At 67.5% G+C, this 20,534-nt stretch carries 22 protein-coding genes; 13 read left to right on the top strand and 9 right to left on the bottom strand.

Annotation, left to right across the window (positions count from 1 at the left end; translation table 11 throughout):
- Positions 1-47: 47 nt before the first annotated feature.
- The 4 genes from GJG85_RS33035 to GJG85_RS33020 form a co-directional block, all read right to left on the bottom strand.
- The gene (locus GJG85_RS33035) at positions 48-749 is read right to left on the bottom strand and encodes a GntR family transcriptional regulator (protein ID WP_050016945.1); all 702 of its coding nucleotides are present in this window, start codon (positions 747-749) and stop codon (positions 48-50) included.
- Between the two features lie 91 nt (positions 750-840).
- Positions 841-1,656 (bottom strand): aspartate/glutamate racemase family protein, encoded by an 816-nt coding sequence (locus tag GJG85_RS33030; RefSeq protein WP_050016943.1) that lies wholly within the window; start codon positions 1,654-1,656, stop codon positions 841-843.
- Complete coding sequence (locus GJG85_RS33025) at positions 1,653-2,897, bottom strand: D-amino acid dehydrogenase (RefSeq protein ID WP_204384522.1); 1,245 nt, start codon at positions 2,895-2,897, stop codon at positions 1,653-1,655. Before GJG85_RS33025 ends, GJG85_RS33030 begins: the two co-directional genes overlap by 4 nt.
- A gap of 18 nt (positions 2,898-2,915) precedes the next feature.
- A complete protein-coding gene (locus GJG85_RS33020; protein WP_176015987.1) occupies positions 2,916-3,266 on the bottom strand; it encodes a RidA family protein in 351 nt (116 codons plus the stop codon).
- A gap of 318 nt (positions 3,267-3,584) precedes the next feature.
- On the opposite strand from GJG85_RS33020, the gene GJG85_RS33015 reads away from it, so the two are divergent.
- The 12 genes from GJG85_RS33015 to GJG85_RS32960 all read left to right on the top strand — a co-directional run bounded on the left by GJG85_RS33015 (position 3,585) and on the right by GJG85_RS32960 (position 14,117).
- A complete protein-coding gene (locus GJG85_RS33015; RefSeq protein WP_204384521.1) occupies positions 3,585-4,685 on the top strand; it encodes an ABC transporter substrate-binding protein in 1,101 nt (366 codons plus the stop codon).
- A gap of 32 nt (positions 4,686-4,717) precedes the next feature.
- Positions 4,718-5,611 carry a branched-chain amino acid ABC transporter permease gene (locus GJG85_RS33010; RefSeq protein WP_050016938.1) on the top strand — a complete coding sequence of 298 codons (894 nt, stop codon included), beginning with the start codon at positions 4,718-4,720 and terminating at the stop codon, positions 5,609-5,611.
- Positions 5,604-6,491 carry a branched-chain amino acid ABC transporter permease gene (locus tag GJG85_RS33005; RefSeq protein WP_080334364.1) on the top strand — a complete coding sequence of 296 codons (888 nt, stop codon included), beginning with the start codon at positions 5,604-5,606 and terminating at the stop codon, positions 6,489-6,491. Before GJG85_RS33010 ends, GJG85_RS33005 begins: the two co-directional genes overlap by 8 nt.
- Positions 6,488-7,273, top strand: a complete 786-nt coding sequence (locus tag GJG85_RS33000; RefSeq protein WP_050016937.1) for an ATP-binding cassette domain-containing protein — start codon at positions 6,488-6,490, stop codon at positions 7,271-7,273. The genes GJG85_RS33005 and GJG85_RS33000 overlap by 4 nt, the downstream gene beginning before the upstream one ends.
- The gene (locus GJG85_RS32995) at positions 7,270-7,989 is read left to right on the top strand and encodes an ABC transporter ATP-binding protein (protein WP_050016935.1); all 720 of its coding nucleotides are present in this window, start codon (positions 7,270-7,272) and stop codon (positions 7,987-7,989) included. Before GJG85_RS33000 ends, GJG85_RS32995 begins: the two co-directional genes overlap by 4 nt.
- Positions 7,986-9,383 (top strand): MFS transporter, encoded by a 1,398-nt coding sequence (locus GJG85_RS32990; RefSeq protein ID WP_050016933.1) that lies wholly within the window; start codon positions 7,986-7,988, stop codon positions 9,381-9,383. Before GJG85_RS32995 ends, GJG85_RS32990 begins: the two co-directional genes overlap by 4 nt.
- Before the next feature lie 90 nt (positions 9,384-9,473).
- On the top strand, positions 9,474-10,370 hold the full coding sequence (gene rfbA / locus GJG85_RS32985) for a glucose-1-phosphate thymidylyltransferase RfbA (protein WP_050016931.1): 897 nt from the start codon (positions 9,474-9,476) through the stop codon (positions 10,368-10,370).
- On the top strand, positions 10,367-10,948 hold the full coding sequence (gene rfbC / locus GJG85_RS32980; RefSeq protein WP_050016929.1) for a dTDP-4-dehydrorhamnose 3,5-epimerase: 582 nt from the start codon (positions 10,367-10,369) through the stop codon (positions 10,946-10,948). Before rfbA ends, rfbC begins: the two co-directional genes overlap by 4 nt.
- Positions 10,945-11,829: a dTDP-4-dehydrorhamnose reductase gene (gene rfbD / locus GJG85_RS32975; protein ID WP_089490396.1), complete on the top strand. Its 885-nt coding sequence runs from the start codon at positions 10,945-10,947 to the stop codon at positions 11,827-11,829. The genes rfbC and rfbD overlap by 4 nt, the downstream gene beginning before the upstream one ends.
- On the top strand, positions 11,826-12,842 hold the full coding sequence (gene rfbB / locus GJG85_RS32970; protein WP_050016925.1) for a dTDP-glucose 4,6-dehydratase: 1,017 nt from the start codon (positions 11,826-11,828) through the stop codon (positions 12,840-12,842). The genes rfbD and rfbB overlap by 4 nt, the downstream gene beginning before the upstream one ends.
- Positions 12,843-13,211: 369 nt before the next feature.
- On the top strand, positions 13,212-13,655 hold the full coding sequence (locus GJG85_RS32965) for an Hsp20/alpha crystallin family protein (RefSeq protein WP_050016923.1): 444 nt from the start codon (positions 13,212-13,214) through the stop codon (positions 13,653-13,655).
- A gap of 36 nt (positions 13,656-13,691) precedes the next feature.
- Positions 13,692-14,117, top strand: a complete 426-nt coding sequence (locus tag GJG85_RS32960) for an Hsp20/alpha crystallin family protein (RefSeq protein WP_050016965.1) — start codon at positions 13,692-13,694, stop codon at positions 14,115-14,117.
- A 141-nt stretch (positions 14,118-14,258) separates the two neighbouring features.
- On the opposite strand, the gene GJG85_RS32955 is transcribed toward GJG85_RS32960, so the two are convergent.
- From GJG85_RS32955 to GJG85_RS32935, 5 genes are all read right to left on the bottom strand, one after another.
- A complete protein-coding gene (locus GJG85_RS32955) occupies positions 14,259-15,257 on the bottom strand; it encodes a transketolase family protein (RefSeq protein ID WP_124592780.1) in 999 nt (332 codons plus the stop codon).
- Positions 15,254-16,099 carry a transketolase gene (locus GJG85_RS32950; RefSeq protein ID WP_176015964.1) on the bottom strand — a complete coding sequence of 282 codons (846 nt, stop codon included), beginning with the start codon at positions 16,097-16,099 and terminating at the stop codon, positions 15,254-15,256. Before GJG85_RS32950 ends, GJG85_RS32955 begins: the two co-directional genes overlap by 4 nt.
- Before the next feature lie 49 nt (positions 16,100-16,148).
- Positions 16,149-17,474 carry an MFS transporter gene (locus GJG85_RS32945; protein WP_124630191.1) on the bottom strand — a complete coding sequence of 442 codons (1,326 nt, stop codon included), beginning with the start codon at positions 17,472-17,474 and terminating at the stop codon, positions 16,149-16,151.
- A 74-nt stretch (positions 17,475-17,548) separates the two neighbouring features.
- A complete protein-coding gene (locus GJG85_RS32940) occupies positions 17,549-18,298 on the bottom strand; it encodes an SDR family NAD(P)-dependent oxidoreductase (RefSeq protein ID WP_204384520.1) in 750 nt (249 codons plus the stop codon).
- 148 nt (positions 18,299-18,446) lie between these two features.
- Positions 18,447-19,346 (bottom strand): LysR substrate-binding domain-containing protein, encoded by a 900-nt coding sequence (locus GJG85_RS32935; RefSeq protein WP_089490401.1) that lies wholly within the window; start codon positions 19,344-19,346, stop codon positions 18,447-18,449.
- A 243-nt stretch (positions 19,347-19,589) separates the two neighbouring features.
- On the opposite strand from GJG85_RS32935, the gene GJG85_RS32930 reads away from it, so the two are divergent.
- On the top strand, positions 19,590-20,510 hold the full coding sequence (locus GJG85_RS32930) for a LysR family transcriptional regulator (protein ID WP_050016900.1): 921 nt from the start codon (positions 19,590-19,592) through the stop codon (positions 20,508-20,510).
- Positions 20,511-20,534: the final 24 nt, after the last annotated feature.

The following is a 20,534-nucleotide window of genomic DNA, read 5'->3' as shown; positions in this document are numbered from 1 at the left end:
TTCGCGTGCTGTACGCGATCGTCGCAGGCGCCGCGGCCGGTCTTGCTTTATCTTGCGTACAGCTTGACGACGCTCGCCTGGACGACGCGCGTGATCTCTTCCATCCGCCAGCGGATATGCGTGTCGGTCAGCGTCGCGCAACGTTCCGCATCGCGTTCGGCAAGCGCGTCGAGAATCTCGAGATGCTCGGTAAACGCCTCGTTGCGTCGCTGATCGACGTCGACCCAGCGCACGTAGTGAATGCGCGCGTTGATCCCTTGCAGCACCCGGCCGATCTCGGCATTGCCCGACAACGCGGCCAGCTCCAGGTGAAACTGCTCGTCCTTGACGACCAGCTCGGCCGACGACATCCGCGCCGCATTCTTCATCACCTGCTTCCAGAAGCGACGCAACGCCTTGATGTCGTTGTCCGACCCGCGCTCGCATGCGAGCATCACCGCGGTCGTTTCGATCGAGCGACGCAATTCGAACAGATCGAACACATCCTTCCCCTCCAGTTCCCGAATGAAGAAACCGCGGTTCGGCACGAACACCAGCAGGTTTTCGGCAACGAGCCGATTCAGCGCCTCGCGAATCGGCGTGCGACTCACGTTGAAGCGCTCGGCAAGCTCCAGCTCGTTGAACCGCTCGCCCGGCCGGATCTCGTACAGCACGGCCATCTGTTTCAACTGCTCGTAAATCTCGTTGACCGTGAGGCCCGTGCGCGTCGGCGCCGCGGTCTCCCGGCCAGCCATAACGGAAGTCGACATCTCGTCTCCTGGTTCCACCTGTTGTCACCGCGCGTCATTATCCATCGGCAATTTGCCCGCGCGCGTTCTTTTTACATGCACGAGCCATGCGTCAGCGCATCAGCAAGCTGCCGAAGCCCGGCACGGGATCGTCGATGCCCGCGAGCCGCAGCGCGTGCCAGGCGAGCGCGTGATTGCTCGACAGTACGGGTTTGCCCGCGCGCGCTTCGATATCGGCCAGCGCATCGACGATGCGCAGGCTCGTGCACGACACGAATACGGCATCGACGGCCGGATCGGCGGCGAGCGTCAGCACCGCGTGCTCGATCGACGCGCGCTCGATGCGGGCGACCTCGTTGTCGTCGCGGTGCTCGAACGAGCCGACCCGCACGATATCGACGCCGCGCGCGCGCAGGTACGCGGCCATCGCATCGTTGATCGTGCGCTCGTACGGCGTCAGCAGTGCGACCCCGCGCGCGCCGAGCGCCGTCAGCGCGACGCGCGCCGCGGTAATCGGCGTGGTGCACGCGACGCCGGGCCGCGCCTCGCGGATGCGCTCGAACACGCGCTCCTCGCCGAGCACCATCGACGCCGACGTGCAGCCGAACGCGACGACGTCGAGGCGCTCGCCCGGCCGGATCAATTCGACCGCGGCGCAGATCCCGCCGTCCATCCGCGCGAGCGTCTCGGCGGTGATCTCGGCGGAATTCGCGATCCGGCTTTCGTAGAACGCGACGCCATCGATCGCGAGCAGACGTCGCCACTCGTATTCGATCGTATGATCGGTCGCCAGCACGACGAGGCCGATCGCCGCGCGCCGCGCGATGCCGGCGTCGAGCGAGAAATCGAAGCGCGCGTACGCATCGCGCGCCGGGCCGGCGCCGACACCCGGATCGGACGCCTCGGAGGTGGAAAGAAGTTCGCTCATTGCAGGGTCATCCCGGTGATGTCGATGTCGGGCCGCTTGCCGTGGATCAGATCCGCGACGATCTTCGCGGTGCCGCACGACATGGTCCAGCCCATATGGCCGTGGCCGGTGTTGAAAAACAGGTTGCGGTGCCGGGATGCGCCGATGATCGGCGTGCCCTCCGGCGTCATCGGCCGCAGCCCGGCCCAGTACGACGGCTTCGCGTAGTCGGCGCCGTTCGGGAACAGCGCCTGCGCGGTCGCGAGCATGTGCGCGAAATCGCCCGGCGAATGCGTGGTGTCGTAGCCGTTGAACTCGGCGGTCGCGGTCAGCCGCAGCCGGTCGCCGAAGCGCGCCCATGCGACGAGCTGGTTCTCCTCGACGCCGCCGAGCGCGGGCGGCTCGTGCGTGTCGTCGATCGGCAGCGTGACCGAGTACCCCTTGACCGGATAGATCGGCAGCCGGTAGCCGAGCGAGCGAGCGACGAACGGCGAGTACGCGCCGAGTGCGAGCACGTATCGATCGCCGGTCACGCGGCCCTGCGACGTCTCGACGTAGTCGATCGCATCGGCGCTCGCGCGCACGCCGTCGATCGACGTGCCGAAGCGGAATTCGACGCCGAGCGCGCGGCAGCGCTCGGCCAGCGCGCGCGTGAACAGATGCGCGTCGCCGCTCTCGTCGCTCGGGCAATGGATCGCGCCCGCGATCCCGGCCGCCGCGTGGCGCAGCGCCGGCTCGCGTTCGACGGTGGCCCGCGCATCGAGGATGTCGAGCGGCAGGCCGTTGTCGGTCAGAATCCGCATGTTCGCGACGCCGCGCTCGAACGATGCAGGGTCGCGATACAGGTACAACAATCCTCCGCTCGTCCGGTCGTACTCGAGCAGTTCATCATTCGTCGCCTGCTGAAGCCGCTGCTGCGCGTAACGACACAGCCTCACCTTGATCGACGTGTTGCGGCGCGAGCGCTCGGCCGTGCAGTTCTGCAGGAACAGCGCGCACCAGGCCCACATCCGCCAGTCGGGCGTCCATTTGAGCCGCAGCGCCTGGCCGTCGGCAAACAGCGACTTGAACAGAATCTTCGGCGCGCGCGGCGACGCCCAGGTGTACGAATGGCCGGGCGCGATCAACCCCGCATTCGCGAAGCTCGTTTCGAGCGCGACGCCGTCGCGACGTTCGATCACCGTCACCTCGTCGCCGGCCTTCGCGAGAAAATACGCAGTGGTCACGCCGACGATGCCGCCGCCGAGCACGATCGTCTTCATCGTCTGGTTCTCCCTGCGCTAGCTCGCGGCGATCGCCGCGATCTCGACCGTGTACTGCGGAAACGCGAGCTTCGATTCGACGCACGCGCGTGCCGGTGACTCGCCCTGCGGCACCCACGCGTCCCATACGCTGTTCATCTCGGCGAAGCTGCGATAGTCGGCCAGCCAGATGCTCGCGGACACGATCCGGCGCTTGTCGAGCCCCGCGTCTTCGAGCAGCCGGTCGATCTTGTCGAGAATCTGCCGGGTCTGCCCCGCCACGTCGAGCGACGTGTCGTCCGCCACCTGCCCCGCGACGAAGGCCAGCCCGCCCGCGACCACCAGTTGGCTCATCCGTTCACTTACGCCGTATCGCTTGATCTCCACCATCTGACTGCCCTCCGAGGTCGTGTCGAGTTGGGCAGATTTAAGCACTGCAATTCACCTCTGTATACACTTTTTTCAGAAATATTCTCGATTGCGCCGGATTGGCGCGCCCATGCACCAGGGCTATCCACGCGCTTTATCCGCGTGCATAAATGCATGAAAACAGGGAAAATTTTCTATCTCAAACAAGACTTTCGCTATTCGTCACAGCGGCTCGAAAATTTATTTGCAAACGATTTTTGTTCTGTGATTCTGTCGACACTTCTGTATATCAAACCATGCCGCCAACCGTGCGGCCGACCATGCGACGGGAGAACGAAGATGAAGGCAAGTCAGTGGAGTATCGGTATCTGGATCGCGCTCGGGGCGCTTGCGTCGGGCGCTGCGCACGCCGACGTCAGCGTGGGCGCGGTGCTGCCGCTGACCGGCGCGAGTGCGTCGATCGGCGAAGACCAGCGCCGCGGCATCGAGCTGGCCGTCGCGCAGATCAATGCGAAAGGCGGCGTGCTGGGCCAGAAGCTCGCCGTGCGCATCGAGGATTCGGGCGGCTCGGCCAATACCGCGCTCGACGCCGCGCGCAAGCTCGCGACCGTCGAACACGTGCCGGTCGTGCTCGGCGAATTCTCGTCGTCGGTCACGATACCGGTCGGACAGTTCCTGGTGCGCCAGGGCGACGTGCACATCAACATCGGCTCGTCGAGCCAGCAGGTGCGCAAGATCGGCGCGGGCTCGTTCAGCGTGATCGGGCTGGACGACCTGTCCGCGCGCTTCGCCGCGCAGGACGTGTACGCCCGCAAGCTGCGTCGCATCGCGCTGATCGCGCCGAACAACGGCTACGGCCAGGGGATTGCCGGCGAATTCAGGAAGCGTTTCGAGGCGCTCGGCGGCACGGTGGTGTCGACGGTGCTCTATACGGAAGGACAATCGACCTATCGCCGCGAACTGGAGCAGGCATCGCGCGCGCAGCCCGACGCGTATGTCTACAGCGCCTATGGCCAGGAAGCCGCGACGCTGAACCGGCAGGCATTCGAGATGCGGCTCAACCAGCATCCGTGGTACGGCATCTACCTGACGATGTGCACGAGCGACACGCCCGCGCAGATCGCGCAAGGCCAGATCGGCCTCGAAGTCGCCGCGCTCGGCGCGGGCGCGAAAGCGTATGCGAGCGCCTATCAGGCCGCGTACAACGAGGCCCCGCGCTCGGCGTTCGGCAGCTATGCGTATGACGCGACGCTGTTGTCCGCCGCGGCGATCGGCCGCGCGCAATCCATCGACCCGGCGAAGATTCGCACCGCGCTCGCGGCATTGGGCAAGTCGTATACCGGCGTGACCGGCGCGATCGCGTTCGATGCCGACGGTCAGCGGGAAGTCCAGCCGTACGAGAAGGTGGTCTACCGCCAATCGGTCGTCGCGCAGCAGTAAGCGCCCGCCCGGATGAACCAGAGGATCTCGCCATGCTGTCATTCATTGTCGACGTATTGATCCGCACCGCCGATCTGCTGCTGGTGTCGGTCGGCCTGTCGACGCTCTATTCGCTGATCCGCTTTCCCAACATCGCGCATGTCCAGTACGCGATGCTCGGCGCATTCGCGACGCTCTGGCTGGAACGCGCGGGGCTGCCGTTCGCGCTCGCGACGGCCGTGTCCTGCGCGCTGGTCGGCACCGCCGCGACGCTGCTGAACCTGTTCGTGTTCGCGAGACTGCTGCGCTCCGGCAGCGCGGTGGCGATGATCGGCTCGCTTGCGATCTCGATGCTCGCGGTCGCGCTGGTGCTCGGCGTCGCCGGCTCGCGGCCGCAGCAGTATGCGCAGGACGTGCATCCGCCGATGGTGATCGCCGGCGTCGCGCTGTCCGTGCCGCAACTGGGCTCGATCGCATGCGGCGCCGGCGCGCTCGCGATATTCGCGGCGCTGCTGTACCGCACCGGCCTCGGGCGGGCGATGCGTGCGCTCGCGTCGAATCGCGCGCTGGCGCTCGCGACCGGCATCGACGCGACGCGCGTGACCAACGTGATCACGTTCGCGAGCGGCGTGCTGGCGGCGCTCGGCGGCACGATGCTCGGCGCCACCGAGAGCGTGCATGTGAATCTCGGCTATGGACTGCTGATCCCGGTGTTTTCCGCGGCGATCCTGGGCGGCCTCGGCAATCCGCTCGGCGCCGCGGCCGGTGCGCTGCTGATCGCGGTGGCCGAAACCGTCGCGCTGAACGTCGATTTCGGCGGGCTCGTCGATCGGCCGATGCAATTCTTTCCGGTCGAGTACGTCGGCGCGGTGTCGTTCGCGATCCTGCTCGTCGCACTGATCTTCCGGCCTTACGGCATCTTCGATCGGGAGGTACGGCGTGTCTAGCTTCGTCATCCATCTGCTGACCGTCGGCTGCCTGTACGCGACGATGGCGCTCGGGTTGAACCTGCAGGCCGGCTATGCGGGACTCGTCAATTTCGGCTTCATTGCGTTCAGCGGGCTCGGCGCGTACGCGGCCGGCATCGCGTCTCGGCTCGGCTGGCCATTGCCTTCGGCGCTCGCGCTCGCGCTGGCCGCGGCGGGTGCGCTGGCGATCGTCGTCGCGCGGCTCGGGCGGCAGCTCTCCGCCGACTACTGGGGGATCGCGACGCTCGCGATCGCCGAGATCCTGCGCACGATCGCGCTCAACGAAAGCGGGTTGACCGGTGGCGCGCAAGGCATCGGCGGCATCGCGCCGCTATTCCCCGGGCTGCGCGCGCCGTGGGCCGAACTCGCGTTCCTCGCGGTCACGGCCGGCTGCCTCGCGCTCACCTACGCGACGTACCGGCGCCTGACCGCGAGCCGCTTCGGCCGGGCGCTGAAGGTGATGCGCGAAGAACCCGCGCTCGCGGTCTGCTTCGGCTACGATCCGCTCGCGCTGAAAACGCGCGCATGCATCGCGGGCGCGCTGCCCGCCGCGCTCGCCGGGGCACTCGCCGCGTGGTACATCGGCTATGTCGGGCCGGACGCGATGATCGCGTCCGAGACCTTCGCGCTGTGGACCGTCGTGATGGTCGGCGGCCTCGGCAGCCACCTGGGTGTGCTGGTCGGCACGCTGATCGTGCAGGCCGTCTACGCGCTGGCGCCGTTTCTCAAGGACTGGCTCGATGTCGGCAGCGACCTGACCGGCGCGGTGCGGCTGGGCCTGGTCGGCCTGATGCTGCTCGCGTGCGTGCTCTGGCGTCCGCACGGGCTCGTACCCGAGCGCCTGGAGGTGCGGCCATGAGCACGCTGCTCGATCTCGACGGCGTGACGATCCGCTACGGCGAGAACGTCGTCTTGTCCGGGGTCACGCTGTCGGTCGACGGCGGCGAAATCGTCGGACTGCTCGGCCCGAACGGCTCCGGCAAGAGCACCGCGCTCAACGCGATCACCGGCTTCGCGCCGCTCGCGGCGGGCGCGATCCGCTTCGACGGTCGGCGGATCGACGCGCTGTTGCCGCACAAGATTGCGCGGCTGGGCGTGCGCCGCACGTTCCAGTTGCCGTCGATGCCCGCACGCATGTCGGTGCTCGAACTCGCGATGGCGGCTTCGTCCGCGCGCCACGGCATCGCCGCCGCCCTCTGGCCCGGCCGTGCGACGCGCGCGCTCGATGCCGATACGCGTGCACGCGCCGCCGCGCTGCTGGACGAGCTGAAACTGTCCGGCGTCGCGCACCTGTCCGCCGCGTCGATTTCCGGCGGCCAGAAGAAGCTGCTGGGCATCGCGTGCGCGATGATGACCGCGCCCAAGCTGCTGCTGCTCGACGAGCCGACCGCCGGCGTGCACCCGAACCTGCGCGGCGAGCTGATCGACGAACTGCGACGGATTCGCAAGCAAGGCGTCACGCTGGTCGTCATCGAGCACGACATGCATTTCATCCGCGAGCTGTGCGACCGCTGCGTCGTGCTGGACCGCGGCGTGACGATCGCGAACTGCCGGCCGGCCGAGCTGGAGCGCAACCGTCGCGTACTCGACGCGTATCTCGGGCGCGCCCATGCCGCCCCTCGTCCGCTGGAGGCGTCATGATCGACGTGCGCGAACTCGTCGCCGGCTACACGCCCGAAGTCGACATCCTGCATGGCGTGTCGCTCACGGTCGGGGCCATCGACATCGTGACGATCCTCGGCCCGAACGGCTGCGGAAAATCGACGCTGCTGAAGGCGATCGCAGGCTTCGTGCTGCCGCGGGCCGGCAGCGTGACGATCCAGGGCACGGACGTGGCGCGCGTGCCGGTCCACCGAAAGATCCGCGAGTACGGGATCGGCTTCGTGCCGCAGACCGACAACGTGTTCGCGTCGCTGACCGTGCGCGAAAACCTGATGCTCGGCGGCCAGTCGATGTCGGCGTTTCCGCGCGAGGCGCGGATCGACGAGCTGTGCGAGCAGTATCCGGTGCTGCGGCGTCGCTACCGGTCGCTGGCGGGCGCATTGTCCGGCGGCGAGCGGCAAATCGTGTCGCTCGCACGCGCACTGATGCCGCGCCCGGTGTTGCTGCTGCTCGACGAGCCGTCGGCCGGCCTGTCGCCGAAGATGGTCGACGAGGTGTTCGACGCGATCGTCCGGATGCGCGACACCGAGCATATCGGCGTGCTGATGGTCGAGCAGAATGCGATCGAGGCGCTGCGCATCGCGGATCGCGGCATCGTGCTGACGATGGGGCGCGTCGCGCTCGAAGGCGCCGCGGCCGAGCTGCTAGACAGCGACGAGATGCGACGCCTGTACCTCGGCGGGAGGGCCGCATGAACGGCGGGCGCGCCACGCCGGTCGCCGGCGCGTACGCCGCCGCGGCCGCGCGTCCCGTGCTCGTGATGGTCGCGCTCGCGTGCGGTTTCGTGATGGCCATGCTCGACGTGACGATCGTCAACGTCGCGCTGAAGGCGATGGAAACCAGCCTGTCGATGTCGCTGACCGCGCTGGTGTGGGTCGTCGATGCGTACACGCTCAGCTTCGCCGCGCTGCTGCTGCTCGGCGGCGCGCTCGCGAACCGCTACGGATCGAAAGCCGTCTACGTCGCGGGGCTCGCGCTGTTCGTCGGCGCGTCGGTGCTGTGCGCGGCCGCGCAGTCCAGCGGCGCACTGGTCGCGGCGCGCCTTGCACAAGGTGTCGGCGCGGCGCTGTTCATGCCGAGTTCGCTGAGCCTGCTCACGCTCGCGTTCCCGCCAGGGCCGATGCGCACGCGGATGATCGGCATCTGGGGCGCGCTGGTGTCGGCCGCGATGGCGCTCGGGCCCTGCGTCGGCGGCGTGCTGGTCGACGCGATCGGCTGGCGCGGTATCTTCTGGGTGAATTTGCCGGTCGGTGCGGCCGGCCTGTGGCTCACGTACCGGCATATCGCGCGGGCGCCGCGTCATCCCGGCCCGTTGAATGCGCTCGGCCATCTGTTCGGCGCGCTCGCGCTCGCCGCGCTGAGCTTCACGCTGATCGAAGGGCCCGGCGCCGGCTGGCGCTCGCCGTCGATCCTCGCCGGCGTCGCCACGACGTTGGCCGCCACCGCGGCATTTGCGTTACGCGAGCGCTACGCGCACTCGCGCATCCTGTCGCCGGCGCTGCTCGCGAATCGGCGTTTCGTCGCGGGCAGCACGCTGGGTCTCGCGATCAACTTCGGCATTCTCGCCGAGATCTTTCTGTTGAGCCTCTATTTGCAGAACGTCCGCGGCGCGAGCGCGCTCGTGGCCGGGTTCGAATTGTTTCCGCTGATGGCGATGTTCGGCATCGGCAATCTCGCGTCCGCGAAAGTCAGCGCCCGGTTCGGCGCGCGCCGCACGCTGCTCTCGGGGCTCGCGCTCGCCGCGCTCGGCAGCGTGGCGCTCGTCGGCGTCGCGGCGATGCCGTATCCGGTGCTGGCCGTCGCGATCGGCTTGGCCAACTTCGGCGCCGGCCAGGCCATTCCGGCGATGAATCTCGTCGTGATGCAGTCGGCCGATGCGGCGGACGCGAACCTCGCCGCCGCGTCGCTGAACGCGAGCCGGCAGATCGGTTCGCTGGTCGGCATCGCGATCGCATCGGTGATCCTGCACGTGATCGACGATCCGGACCGCGCGACGGCCGTCGGCTTCGCGGTGATCGCCGCGCTGTACGCGCTCGGCTTCGCGATCGTATTTCGCGCGATTCACGTTGGCGGTGCCGAGCAGCCGTAGCGAGGCGCGCACGGGTATCGACGTTCGTCGACGCATTCGGTGTATTCCGCGTATCACGCACGCACTTTTCCTCTTGCAGCGAGGGACCTCATGCAAACAGCGATTGGCCGTAAAGGACTGATTCTGGCGGGCGGCTCGGGCACCCGGCTCCACCCGCTCACGCATTCGGTATCGAAGCAATTGATGCCGGTGTACGACAAGCCGATGATCTATTACCCGCTCAGCACGATCATGCTGTCCGGCATCCGCGACGTGCTGATCATCTCGACGCCGCGCGATCTCGACGCGTTCCAGCAACTGCTCGGCGACGGCAGCCAGTGGGGCATGAGCTTTTCGTATGCGACGCAGCCAAGCCCCGACGGTCTTGCGCAGGCGTTCGTGATCGGCGCGCCGTTCATCGGTCGCGACGCGGCGACGCTCGTGCTCGGCGACAACATCTATCACGGGCCCGCGCTGTCGTCGCTGCTGCAGCAGGCCGCCGCACGGACCGCCGGCGCGACCGTGTTCGGCTACTACGTGCGCGATCCGGAGCGCTACGGCGTCGTGTCGTTCGACGCGGACGGCCGCGCGATCGACCTCGAGGAGAAACCGCGCGAGCCGAAGTCGAATTACGCGGTCACCGGCCTCTATTTCTACGACAACGACGTCGTCGAACTGGCGAAGGCCGTGCGCCCGTCGGCGCGCGGCGAACTGGAGATCACCGACCTGAATCTCGCGTATCTCGCGCGCGGCGCGCTGAACGTCGAGATACTTGGACGCGGCTACGCATGGCTCGACACCGGCACGCACGAATCGCTGCTCGACGCGGCCAATTTCATCCAGGTGATGCAGGCGCGGCAGGGCCTGCAAATCGCGTGTCCCGAGGAAATTGCGTACCGGCTCGGCTGGATCGATGCGGAGCAGCTCGAAACGCTGGCCCACAAACTCGCGAAAAGCGGTTACGGCCGCTATCTGCTCGATCTGCTGAGCAAGGAGGTCGCGGCATGACACGGGTGATCGAGACGCCGTTGCCCGGCGTGCTGTTGATCGAGCCCGGCGTGTTCGGCGATGCGCGCGGCTTTTTCGTCGAAAGCTTCCGGGCAAGCTGGCTGCGCGACGCCGGCGTCGACGCGACCTTCGTCCAGGACAACCAGTCGCGCTCGCGGCGCGGCGTGCTGCGCGGGCTGCACTACCAGCGCGTGAATCCGCAAGGCAAATTGGTGCACGCGGCGCGCGGCGCGGTCTACGACGTCGCCGTCGACATCCGGCGCGGCTCGCCGTGCTTCGGCTGCTGGTTCGGGGCGCAGCTCGACGACGTATCGCACCGGATGCTGTGGATTCCGCCCGGCTTCGCGCACGGCTTTTGCGTGTTGTCCGACGAGGCCGACTTCGCGTACAAGTGCACGCAGTACTACGATCCCGATTCGGACGCCGGCGTGCGTTGGGACGATCCGGATATCGGCATCGACTGGCCGGACGCCGGCGCGCCGTATCAGTTGTCGGACAAGGATCGGCGGCAGCCTCCGCTCGCCGAACTGGCAGCCGGCGCGCCGGCGCTGCTGCCCGCATACGGGAGTGCGCGATGACGATCGTCGTGACCGGCGCGCTCGGCCAGGTCGGCCGCGAACTGGTGTTGCGCGCGGGCGGGCAGCCGCTCGTCGGGCTGTCGCGCGCCGCGCTCGACATCGCCGATGCAGGCTCGGTGCGCCGTGCGTTCGACGAACACCGGGCCGCGCTCGTGATCAATGCCGCCGGATGGACCGCCGTCGACCGCGCGGAGGCCGAGCCCGATGCCGCGTGGCGGGCGAACCGCGACGGGCCGGCCGTGCTGGCCAACGCGTGCGCCGCGCTCGGGATTCCGTTGATTCATCTGTCGACCGACTACGTGTTCGACGGCCGCATGCCCGGCCCGTACGCGGAAACCGCCGCCGTCGCGCCGCTCGGCGTGTACGGCCGGAGCAAGCTCGCGGGCGAGGAAGCGGTGCGCGAGCGACTGCCCGACCGTCACCTGATTCTGCGCGTCGCCTGGGTGTTCGGCGCGCACGGCGGCAATTTCGTGCGCACCATGCTGCGGCTGGCGCGCGAGCGCGAGGTCGTCGGCGTCGTCGCCGATCAGTACGGCGGCCCGACGCATGCCGGTGCGATCGCCGACGCGCTGCTGACGATCGCGGCGCGATACCGGGCCGGTGAAGCGCTGCGCTGGGGCACCTATCACCTGTGCGGCACGCCCGTGACGACATGGCACGGCTTCGCCGAAACGATCTTCACCGAGGCGCGGCGCGCCGGCCTGATCGACCGTGTGCCGCTGGTCCGGCCGATCCGGACCGACGCCTATCCGTTGCCTGCGCCGAGACCGGCGAATTCCGCGCTCGACTGCAGCCTCCTGCGAGAACACTTCGGGGTCGAATCGCCTTCGTGGATCGCGGGTCTCACCGACGTGTTTGCCACCTGGAAGCGAACCTCATGAGCTATCGACCGAAACATGTTCTCGTGACGGGCGGTGCCGGTTTCATCGGCGCCAATTTTGTCCGGCATCTGCTCGAAAGCGATCCGCAGGTCAGCGTCGTCACGCTGGATCTGCTGACCTATGCGGGCAGCCTCGACAATCTCGGCGACGCCCTGCCGGGCGCCGATCGTCATCGCTTCGTCCTCGGCGACATCTGCGACCGACCGCTCGTCGAGTCGCTGCTACGCGACCATGCGATCGACACCGTCGTCCACTTCGCGGCCGAAAGCCACGTCGACCGCTCGATCGACGGCCCCGGCGAATTCGTTCGCACGAACGTGCTCGGCACGTGGACGCTGCTCGACGCGTGCCGCCAGCTTTGGTTGAACGAGCAAAAACTCGGCCGGGCCGACGCCCTCACGCGCCGCCGCTTTCACCATATCGGCACCGACGAGGTGTACGGCTCGCTGGGTCCCGACGACCCGCCTTTTTCCGAAACGACACCGTATGCGCCGAACTCCCCGTACTCCGCCACCAAGGCAAGCTCGGACCATCTCGTCCGCGCCTATTTCCATACGTACGGATTGCCCGTCACCACGACGAACTGCTCGAACAATTACGGGCCGCGCCAGCACGGCGAGAAGTTCATTCCGACCGTGATCCGTCATTGCCTCGAAGGCACCGACATCCCCGTGTACGGCGACGGCGCGAACGTGCGCGACTGGCTGTACGTCGACGACCATTGCCGTGCGATCGACGCGGTCATCCGGCGCGGGACGGTCGGCGAGACGTACACCGTCGGCGGCTGCAACGAATGGCGCAACGTCGACATCGTCGCGCTGATCTGTACGCTGCTCGACGCGCGGCGGCCCGAACACGCACCGCATGCGCGCCTCGTCCGGTTCGTCACCGATCGCGCCGGTCACGACCGGCGCTATGCGATCGATGCGGGGAAGCTCGCCCGCGAATTGCAATGGCGGCCGGCGGAGAGCTTCGAAACGGGGATCGTGAAGACGCTGGATTGGTATGTATAGCGCGGCGGCGGCACCGGCACGTCGATGTTGCGCCGTGCTGCCGAACGAGGCCGATAGGCAAGCCTCGGTGGCTGCGGCCCCCGCAAATCTTTCGATTTGAAAGCTTTGTATGCGCGCGGCCGGCCGTGAGCCGGCGACGTCCGTTCGCGCGCTGAATGCGGTCGGCGCGGAGGTTGACCGAGGGTTGATCAGGATGACGCCCCCCCCCTTGAAATTCACGCGCCGTATCCTATTTTAGGTATCGCTCAAGGCAGTCGCGGTTTTCGCGCTGCGTGTTTCGATTTGTTAGTCAGCGACTCTCTCGCGGATGGACGAACTGGAGCGCGTGGTCCGGTTCGTCCCCTGCAGGGGGCACAACAGGAGCCAGTCATGAGCGATATCTTCTTCCCCACCGATCTGCTGGCGGAATTCGACCGCCTGCAACGGCAGATGGCCAGCGCATTTACGGGCTTTCCGGCCAGTCTGCGCGCGCCGCGCCCCGGTACGTTTCCCCCCGTCAACATCGGCAGCACCGACGACACGGTCGAGATCGTCGCGTTCGCGCCGGGTCTCGACCCCGCGAAGATCGACATCTCGGTCGATCGCCGGCTGCTGACGATCAGCGGCGAGCGGACTCCCCCGGACGATGGCACGACCGACGACGAGCGACGCGTCTACGCGAACGAGCGGTTCATGGGCGCGTTCCGCCGCGTGGTCGAACTGCCGCAGCACGCGGACCCCGACAAGATCGACGCGCGCTATGCGAACGGCTGCCTGACGATCAGCGTCGGCAAGTCGGAAGCCTCGAAGCCGCGGGCGATTACCGTCCAGTAAACAGCACGACGTCACGAACGCATGACGGAGGACATCATGAGTGACACCAACACCACTGAACTGACGACCCGTTCGACCGATACGCGAACGGCCGTGACGAACCGTGAAGCGGCTCGGCCCGACACGCCGCGCACGCGGATTGCGCCCGCCGTCGACATCGTCGAGGATGCGCACGGCATCACGCTGTACGCGGACCTGCCGGGCGTGCCGCGCGACAAGCTCGACGTCCGCGTGCACGACGGCAGCCTGGCCATCGAAGCGGAAGCCGTCGTCCCGACGCCGGCGGGATTGCGCCTGCAGCACGGCGAAGTGCAGCATCCGCACTTCTCGCGCGCATTCACGCTCAGCCCGGATTTCGACGTGTCGCGCATCGACGCGCAACTGCGCGACGGCGTGCTGAAACTGAGCATCCCGCGGCGCGAAGAAGCGAAGCCGCGGCGAATCCAGGTGACGGCGGGGTGAGGAGGTTCGCCGCAAGCGCTACATGAAGCGGCGCAAGCCGCGAGGCTTGCGCCGCTTCATGCGCAGAATGCGAGCGTCCCGCGTCGGCGCAGGCGGCCCGGGCGCTGCGCGTCGACACGCGGCTGTCGAACGGCCGACCGATCACCCGAGCCACGACCGGATATTCACGCGCATCGCGCCAGCCGAGATTCCGTAGCGCTCATGCAACGTCGGCAGCGCGCCCGCGGCGAGATACGCATCCGGCAGCGCGATCTGCCGGAACGGCACCGCCACGCCCGCCGCAAGCAACGCGGTCGCGACCGCTTCGCCGAGCCCGCCGATCGTCGTATGGTTCTCCGCGACGATGACCATGCGCCCTTTTCGCGCAGCCTCGCGGACGATGGTCGCCGTGTCGAGCGGCTTGATCGTCGGCACGTGCAGCACGGCGACATCGACGCGATCGGCTTCGAGCGCCTTCGCCACCTCGAGCGCACGCATCGTCATGATCCCGGACGAGATCAGCAGCACGTCGTTGCCGTCGCGCAGCAGCTTGGCCTTGCCGAGTTCGAAGCGGTAATCGTATTCGTCGAGCACGGCCGGCACGTTGCCGCGCAGCAGGCGCGCATACACCGGCCCCTTGTGCGCGGCGATGGCCGGCACCATCTGTTCGATGTCCAGCGCGTCGCACGGATCGATCACGGTCATGTTCGGCATCGCACGCATCAGCGCCAGATCCTCGGCGGCCTGGTGGCTCGGCCCGTAGCCGGTCGTGAGCCCAGGCAACGCGCAGATCAGCTTCACGTCGAGATTGTCCTCGGCGATCGCCTGATGAATGAAGTCGTACGCGCGGCGCGTCGCAAACACCGCATAGGTCGTGACGAACGGCTGCGCGCCTTCGTGCGCGAACCCGGCGGCGGCCCCCATCAGCAACTGCTCGGCCATGCCCATCTGGTAGTACCGCTCGGGGAATGCCTTCGCGAAGAGGTGCAGGTCGGTGTATTTGCCGAGATCGGCCGTCATGCCGATCACGTTGCCGTTCGTGCGGGCGAGTTCGGTCAGCGCATGGCCGAACGGCGCGGAGCGGGTCGCCTGCCCTTCGGCCGCGATGGAGGCGATCATCGCCGACGTCTTCAGGCGCGGCTTGTTGTCGACGGTGCTCATGCATGTCTCCCTGCTTCGAGTGCGTCGAGCGCGAGTTGCCACTCGTGCGCATCGACCCGGATGAAATGGCTTTTCTCGCGTGCTTCGAGGAACGGCACGCCGCACCCCATCTTCGTGTCGCAGACGATGATGCGTGGCTGCGGTGCGTCATGCTGGCGCGCGTGGTCGAACGCGCGTTTCACCGCGTCGATGTCGTTGCCGTCCACGCGTTGCACGTACCAGCCAAAGGCCTCGAGCTTGTCGACCAGCGGCTCGAACGCCATGATCTGCGTCGACGGGCCGTCGGCCTGCTGGTTGTTCACGTCGACGATTGCGATCAGGTTGTCGAGCTTCCAGTGCGCGGCCGACATCAGCCCTTCCCAGACCGCGCCTTCGTCGAGTTCGCCGTCGGAAAACAGCGTGTAGACGAACGCATCCGAGCCCTTGCGCTTCAGCCCCAGACACCGGCCGACCGCGATCGTCAGGCCCTGCCCGAGCGAGCCGCCGGACATTTCCATGCCGGGCGTGTAGCTCGCCATGCCGGACATCGGCAAGCGGCTGTCGTCGCTGCCATAGGTGTCGAGTTCCGCGGCCGGCAGGATGCCGGCTTCGAACAGCGCCGCGTACAGCGCGATCGCATAGTGCCCGTTCGACAGCAGGAAGCGGTCGCGCCCTTCCCAGTCGGGATCGTCGGCGCGATAGCGCATCGCGCCGAAATACGCGACGGCCAGCACGTCGGCGATGTCGAGCGCCTGGCCGACATAGCCCTGTCCCTGCACTTCGCCCATCAGCACGGCGTTTCGTCGGATGCGGTACGCGCGCTCGGCGAGCGGGACCGCGTCATGGATGGTTTCGGTAGCCATCGATTACTCCAGTATCAGGTCGGAAGGAATGCAAATGAATCGGCGGTTGTCAGCGGTTCACGGACCGGGGCACGACGAACACCAGCAGCGCACCGGCCGCGATCGCGACCGAGATGAACACGAGCCCCGCGGTGGACTTGCCGGTCAGGTCGTTCAGCCAGCCGACGATCGCCGGCGAGAAGAAGCCCGCTAGATTTGCGAAGCAGTTGACCGCAGCGATGCCCGCCGCCGCCGACATCCCGCCCAGCAACGCGGTCGGCAGCGACCAGAACTGCGACGACGACGCGAGGATGCCGGCCGACGCGATGCTCAGGCACACGATCGACGCGCCGACGCTGCCGAGCATCGGCAACGTGGCGAAGCCCGCCGCCGCGACCAGCATCGGCACCGCGAGATGGAAGCGGCGCTCGCGGCGACGATCCGCGCTGATGCCGATCAGCGGCAGCGCGACGATTGCACAGGCATACGGAATCGCGGTGAACAGGCCGACCCACAGCGGATCGGCGACGCCGGCCTTGCGAATGATCGTCGGCAGCCAGAACGTGAGGCCGTACTGCCCGAGCACCACGCAGAAGTAAATCGCGGCCATCACCCACAAGCGGCGATCCGCGACGAACGTTCGAATCGACACATGGGCGGTGGTGTGCGCGGCGTCGGCCGACACGTTGCGCGCGAGCAAGGCTTTTTCCGCGTCGGTCAGCCACTTCGCGCCGGCGATGCCGTCGTCGAGATACAGCAGGATCGCGAAGCCCAGCACGAACGAAGGCAGCGCCTCGAGCAGGAACAGCCACTTCCAGCCGGCCATCGACATCGCGCCGTGCAGCGAGTGCATGATCGCGCCCGACAGCGGCCCGCCGATGATCCCGGCGAGCGGAATCGCCATGAAGAACAGCGACAGCGCCTTCGCGCGCCGCGCCGACGGGAACCAGTACGTGAGGTACAGGATCACGCCCGGCGCGAAGCCGGCTTCGGCGACGCCGAGCAGGAACCGCAGCGCGTAGAACGCAGCGGGCGATTTGACGAACACGAAGCTCGCCGAAATCACGGCCCAGGTCAGCATGATGCGCGCGAGCCAGCGGCGCGCGCCGACGCGATGCAGGATCAGATTGCTCGGCACCTCGAACAGGAAATAGCCGAGGAAGAAGATGCCTGCGCCCATCCCGTAGACCGTCTCGCTGAAGCGCAGGTCGTTGAGCATCTGCAGTTTCGCGAAGCCGACGTTGACGCGGTCGAGATACGCGCCGAGGTAGCACAACATCAGAAACGGGATCAGCCGGCGCGCGACCTTCGCGTAGGTCGCCGCTTCGAACGTCTGCGCGTCGTTCCGTTGCAGAGGCTCGCCATGGACCGGCGATGCGGGGTACTTTGCTCTCATCCTTGTCTCCTGCCATGGCCCCGGGTTGTCCCGGGTGCATGATGGTCGGCGCCGCGCATCGGGCGGCGCCGTTCTCAGTGAATCAGCATCCCGCCGTTGACGTCGAGCGTGATGCCCGTCAGATAGCTCGACAGGTCGCTCAGCAGGAACAGGCACGCATGGGCGACGTCGGCGGCATCGCCGAGCCGGCCGAGCGGAATGCCCTTGACGATGTCCTCGCGCATGTCGGGCGTCAGCTTGTCGCCGGTGATGTCGGTCTGGATCAGGCCGGGCGTGATCGAATTGACGCGGATGCGGTCGGCGCCGAATTCGCGCGCCATCGCCTTCGCGAGGCCGAGCACGCCGGCCTTGGCGGCGCTGTAGTGCGGGCCGCCGAAGATGCCGCCGCCGCGTTGCGCGGACACCGACGACATGCAGACGATGCTGCCGCCGCGCTGCGTCTGCATCGCGGGCAGCACGGCTTGCGACATGTACAGCGTGCCGCGCAGGTTCACGTCGACGATCACATCGAAATCACGCGCCGAGATATCGAGCGTGCGCACGGGCTGCGTGATGCCGGCGTTGTTGACGAGACCGTCGATGCGGCCGAAGTGCTCCAGCGTCGCGCGAGCGGCCGCCGCGCACGCGTCGCGGTCGGTCACGTCGCACGCGAGGCCGAGATGGCGGGCGCCGAGTTCGGCGGCGGCCGTTTCCGCATCCTCGCGGCGAAGGTCGAGGATCGCCACGCGTGCGCCCTGCGCGGCCAGCGCGCGGGCCGTGGCCTTGCCGATCCCGCGCGGCGACGCGGCGCCGGTGACGATGATGGTCCGGTTGTCGAGCAACATCGCTTGTCTCCTGTGTTGATGTGTTGTCCGGAGTGTCGGCTCACCGGACACCCGCATCAACGCGGAAACGCTCAGCCATAGTTGAGAAAAATTCAGATGACGGCGCGCGGCCCGCCGATGCTGCAACGCAAAATCACGGATGCGCCGCTCAGCCCGCCCCGCCGTGCGCCGCGACCTCCCGCTCGATCCACGCCAGAAAGCGCTTCACGCGCGGCAGTTCCGCGTTCTGCCGCGGGTAAACGAGATGATGCGCGCCGACTTCGACCGCATGGGCGTCGCCGAACACCGGCACCAGCAGCCCTTCGCGGATCCTCACCGACGCGAGCATCAGGCTTTCGAGCGCGATGCCGAGGCCGAGCGCGGCGGTCTCGAGCGACATGTACGAACGGTCGAACGAAAAATCGAAGGTCTTCTGCGCCGCCAACGGCACGCCGGTCCGGCCGAACCACTGCTTCCACTGGACCAGCGGCGTTTCGGAATAGATCAGCCGGTGCGCGAGCAGGTCTTCCGGCGCGTTCACCGGATGCCGTTCGAGATAGCGCGGCGACGCGAGCGGCGCGATGAACTCGCCGCGCACGGTCCGGACCTCGAGGTTGTCCCAGTTGCCGTAGCCGTGCCGGACGTCGATATCGTAGAAGCCGTTCGAGAACGACACGTTTTCGTACGAGCACGCGAGGTTCAGCTGGATATCGCCGTTCGCCTCCTGAAACGACGACAGGCGCGGCAGCAGCCACATCAGCCCGAAGCTCGGGCTCGAATGCACGCGCAGGATATCGACCTCGGTTCGGCTCGACGCGCGCTCGGTCGCGCGGCTCAGATCGGCCAGCGAGCCGGTGACATCGGCCAGGTAGCGTTCGCCGGTCGGCGTGAGGACGAGGCCGCGCCCCGAACGCTGAAACAGCGGCTGCCCGATCTGCGATTCAAGATTGCTGAGCTGATGACTGACGGCGGATGCGGTCAGGCCGAGCTCTTCCGCCGCGCGGTTCACGCTTTTGGTCCGGGCGACGCTTTCGAACGCGATGATGGCCTTGAGCGGCGGAATGCGCATGCTGGAATCCGTTGAAGAGAGCGGCCCGGCGCTGCGCCAGCGTTGGCGCATTGCCCGCCCAAAAGCGATACGGTACATCAGGAAGCGGCGTCGGGCGGCCCGATTCGCGGCTCGGCCCGCGCGATTCCGGCCGGCCGTGCCGCACACCGCGCCGCGCCAACGCGGCCGCATCGACGACGCCACACGCCTGACGCCCACGGAATCATGCAAAATGCTGCGCATCTGAGTGGCGGAGTTCGACCGGTGGGCATCAATTTCGATTTGACGGACTTGCAGGCGTTTCGCGCGGTCGTGGAAACCGGCAGTTTCCGCAAGGCCGCCGAAGCGGTCAGCCTGTCCCAGCCTGCGTTGAGCCGCCGGATCGACAAGCTCGAAGACGCGCTCGGCGTGCGCCTCTTCGAGCGCACCACGCGCCGTGTCGCGCTCACCACCGTCGGCCGCGTGTTCGCGCAGAGTGCCGAACAACTGCTCGACGATCTCGACGCCGCGCTGCTCGGCATCCGCGACGTGTCGTCGAGCCGCCTGGGCCATGTGACGATCGCGTGCGTACCGTCGGTCGCCTACTATTTCCTGCCACCCATCATCGCCCGCTATCATCAGCGCTTTCCGCGCATCCGGGTGAAGCTGCTCGACGCCAGCGCCAACGAAGTGCTGGGCGCCGTCATCAGCGGCGAGGCGGATTTCGGCGTGAGCTTCATCGGCAGCCAGGAGGCGGAGGTCGAGTTCAAGGTGCTGCTCCAGGAGCGGTTCGTCGCCGCCTGTCGCCGCGACCACCCGCTCGCGCGCAAGAAGCGCGTGACCTGGAACGAGCTTTACGAGCACGATTACGTGTCGGTGGACAAGACGTCCGGTAATCGCCTGCTGCTCGACCAGGCATTGGCGGCCGTCGCGCCGCGCAAGCCGAGCGTCTGCGAGGCGCGCCACGTCACGACCCTGCTCGGGCTGATCGAGGCGGGGCTCGGCGTCGCCGCGGTGCCGTCGATGGCGATGCCGGGGCATGACCATCCTGTCCTCACGAGCGTGCCGCTCGTCGAGCCGGCCGTGAAGCGGCGCGTGGGTATCGTCAAGCGGCGCGGGCGCTCGCTGACGCCGGCCGCCGAGGCGTTCCACCGGATGATCGTCGACGCGAAGCGCGGCGACGCCGGCGGCGGCACATCGGCATGACGACGACGGAACGGAAACGAAGGA

Source organism: Burkholderia sp. MS389, from assembly GCF_016899425.1.
GTDB classification, from domain to species: domain Bacteria; phylum Pseudomonadota; class Gammaproteobacteria; order Burkholderiales; family Burkholderiaceae; genus Burkholderia; species Burkholderia sola.
Note: the sequence above shows the minus strand (reverse complement) of the source record. Positions and strands in the feature narration are given on the sequence as shown.

Coding starts and splice junctions, on each gene's coding strand:
- GJG85_RS33030 (WP_050016943.1), bottom strand. CDS start 1,656: ATGAGCGAACTTCTTTCCACCTCCGAGGCGTCCGATCCGGGTGTCGGC.
- rfbA (WP_050016931.1), top strand. CDS start 9,474: ATGCAAACAGCGATTGGCCGTAAAGGACTGATTCTGGCGGGCGGCTCG.
- rfbD (WP_089490396.1), top strand. CDS start 10,945: ATGACGATCGTCGTGACCGGCGCGCTCGGCCAGGTCGGCCGCGAACTG.
- GJG85_RS32940 (WP_204384520.1), bottom strand. CDS start 18,298: ATGTTGCTCGACAACCGGACCATCATCGTCACCGGCGCCGCGTCGCCG.
- rfbC (WP_050016929.1), top strand. CDS start 10,367: ATGACACGGGTGATCGAGACGCCGTTGCCCGGCGTGCTGTTGATCGAG.
- GJG85_RS32935 (WP_089490401.1), bottom strand. CDS start 19,346: ATGCGCATTCCGCCGCTCAAGGCCATCATCGCGTTCGAAAGCGTCGCC.
- GJG85_RS32965 (WP_050016923.1), top strand. CDS start 13,212: ATGAGCGATATCTTCTTCCCCACCGATCTGCTGGCGGAATTCGACCGC.
- GJG85_RS33020 (WP_176015987.1), bottom strand. CDS start 3,266: ATGGTGGAGATCAAGCGATACGGCGTAAGTGAACGGATGAGCCAACTG.
- rfbB (WP_050016925.1), top strand. CDS start 11,826: ATGAGCTATCGACCGAAACATGTTCTCGTGACGGGCGGTGCCGGTTTC.
- GJG85_RS32995 (WP_050016935.1), top strand. CDS start 7,270: ATGATCGACGTGCGCGAACTCGTCGCCGGCTACACGCCCGAAGTCGAC.
- GJG85_RS32990 (WP_050016933.1), top strand. CDS start 7,986: ATGAACGGCGGGCGCGCCACGCCGGTCGCCGGCGCGTACGCCGCCGCG.
- GJG85_RS32955 (WP_124592780.1), bottom strand. CDS start 15,257: ATGAGCACCGTCGACAACAAGCCGCGCCTGAAGACGTCGGCGATGATC.
- GJG85_RS33015 (WP_204384521.1), top strand. CDS start 3,585: ATGAAGGCAAGTCAGTGGAGTATCGGTATCTGGATCGCGCTCGGGGCG.
- GJG85_RS32945 (WP_124630191.1), bottom strand. CDS start 17,474: ATGAGAGCAAAGTACCCCGCATCGCCGGTCCATGGCGAGCCTCTGCAA.
- GJG85_RS33035 (WP_050016945.1), bottom strand. CDS start 749: ATGTCGACTTCCGTTATGGCTGGCCGGGAGACCGCGGCGCCGACGCGC.
- GJG85_RS33025 (WP_204384522.1), bottom strand. CDS start 2,897: ATGAAGACGATCGTGCTCGGCGGCGGCATCGTCGGCGTGACCACTGCG.
- GJG85_RS32960 (WP_050016965.1), top strand. CDS start 13,692: ATGAGTGACACCAACACCACTGAACTGACGACCCGTTCGACCGATACG.
- GJG85_RS32950 (WP_176015964.1), bottom strand. CDS start 16,099: ATGGCTACCGAAACCATCCATGACGCGGTCCCGCTCGCCGAGCGCGCG.
- GJG85_RS33010 (WP_050016938.1), top strand. CDS start 4,718: ATGCTGTCATTCATTGTCGACGTATTGATCCGCACCGCCGATCTGCTG.
- GJG85_RS33000 (WP_050016937.1), top strand. CDS start 6,488: ATGAGCACGCTGCTCGATCTCGACGGCGTGACGATCCGCTACGGCGAG.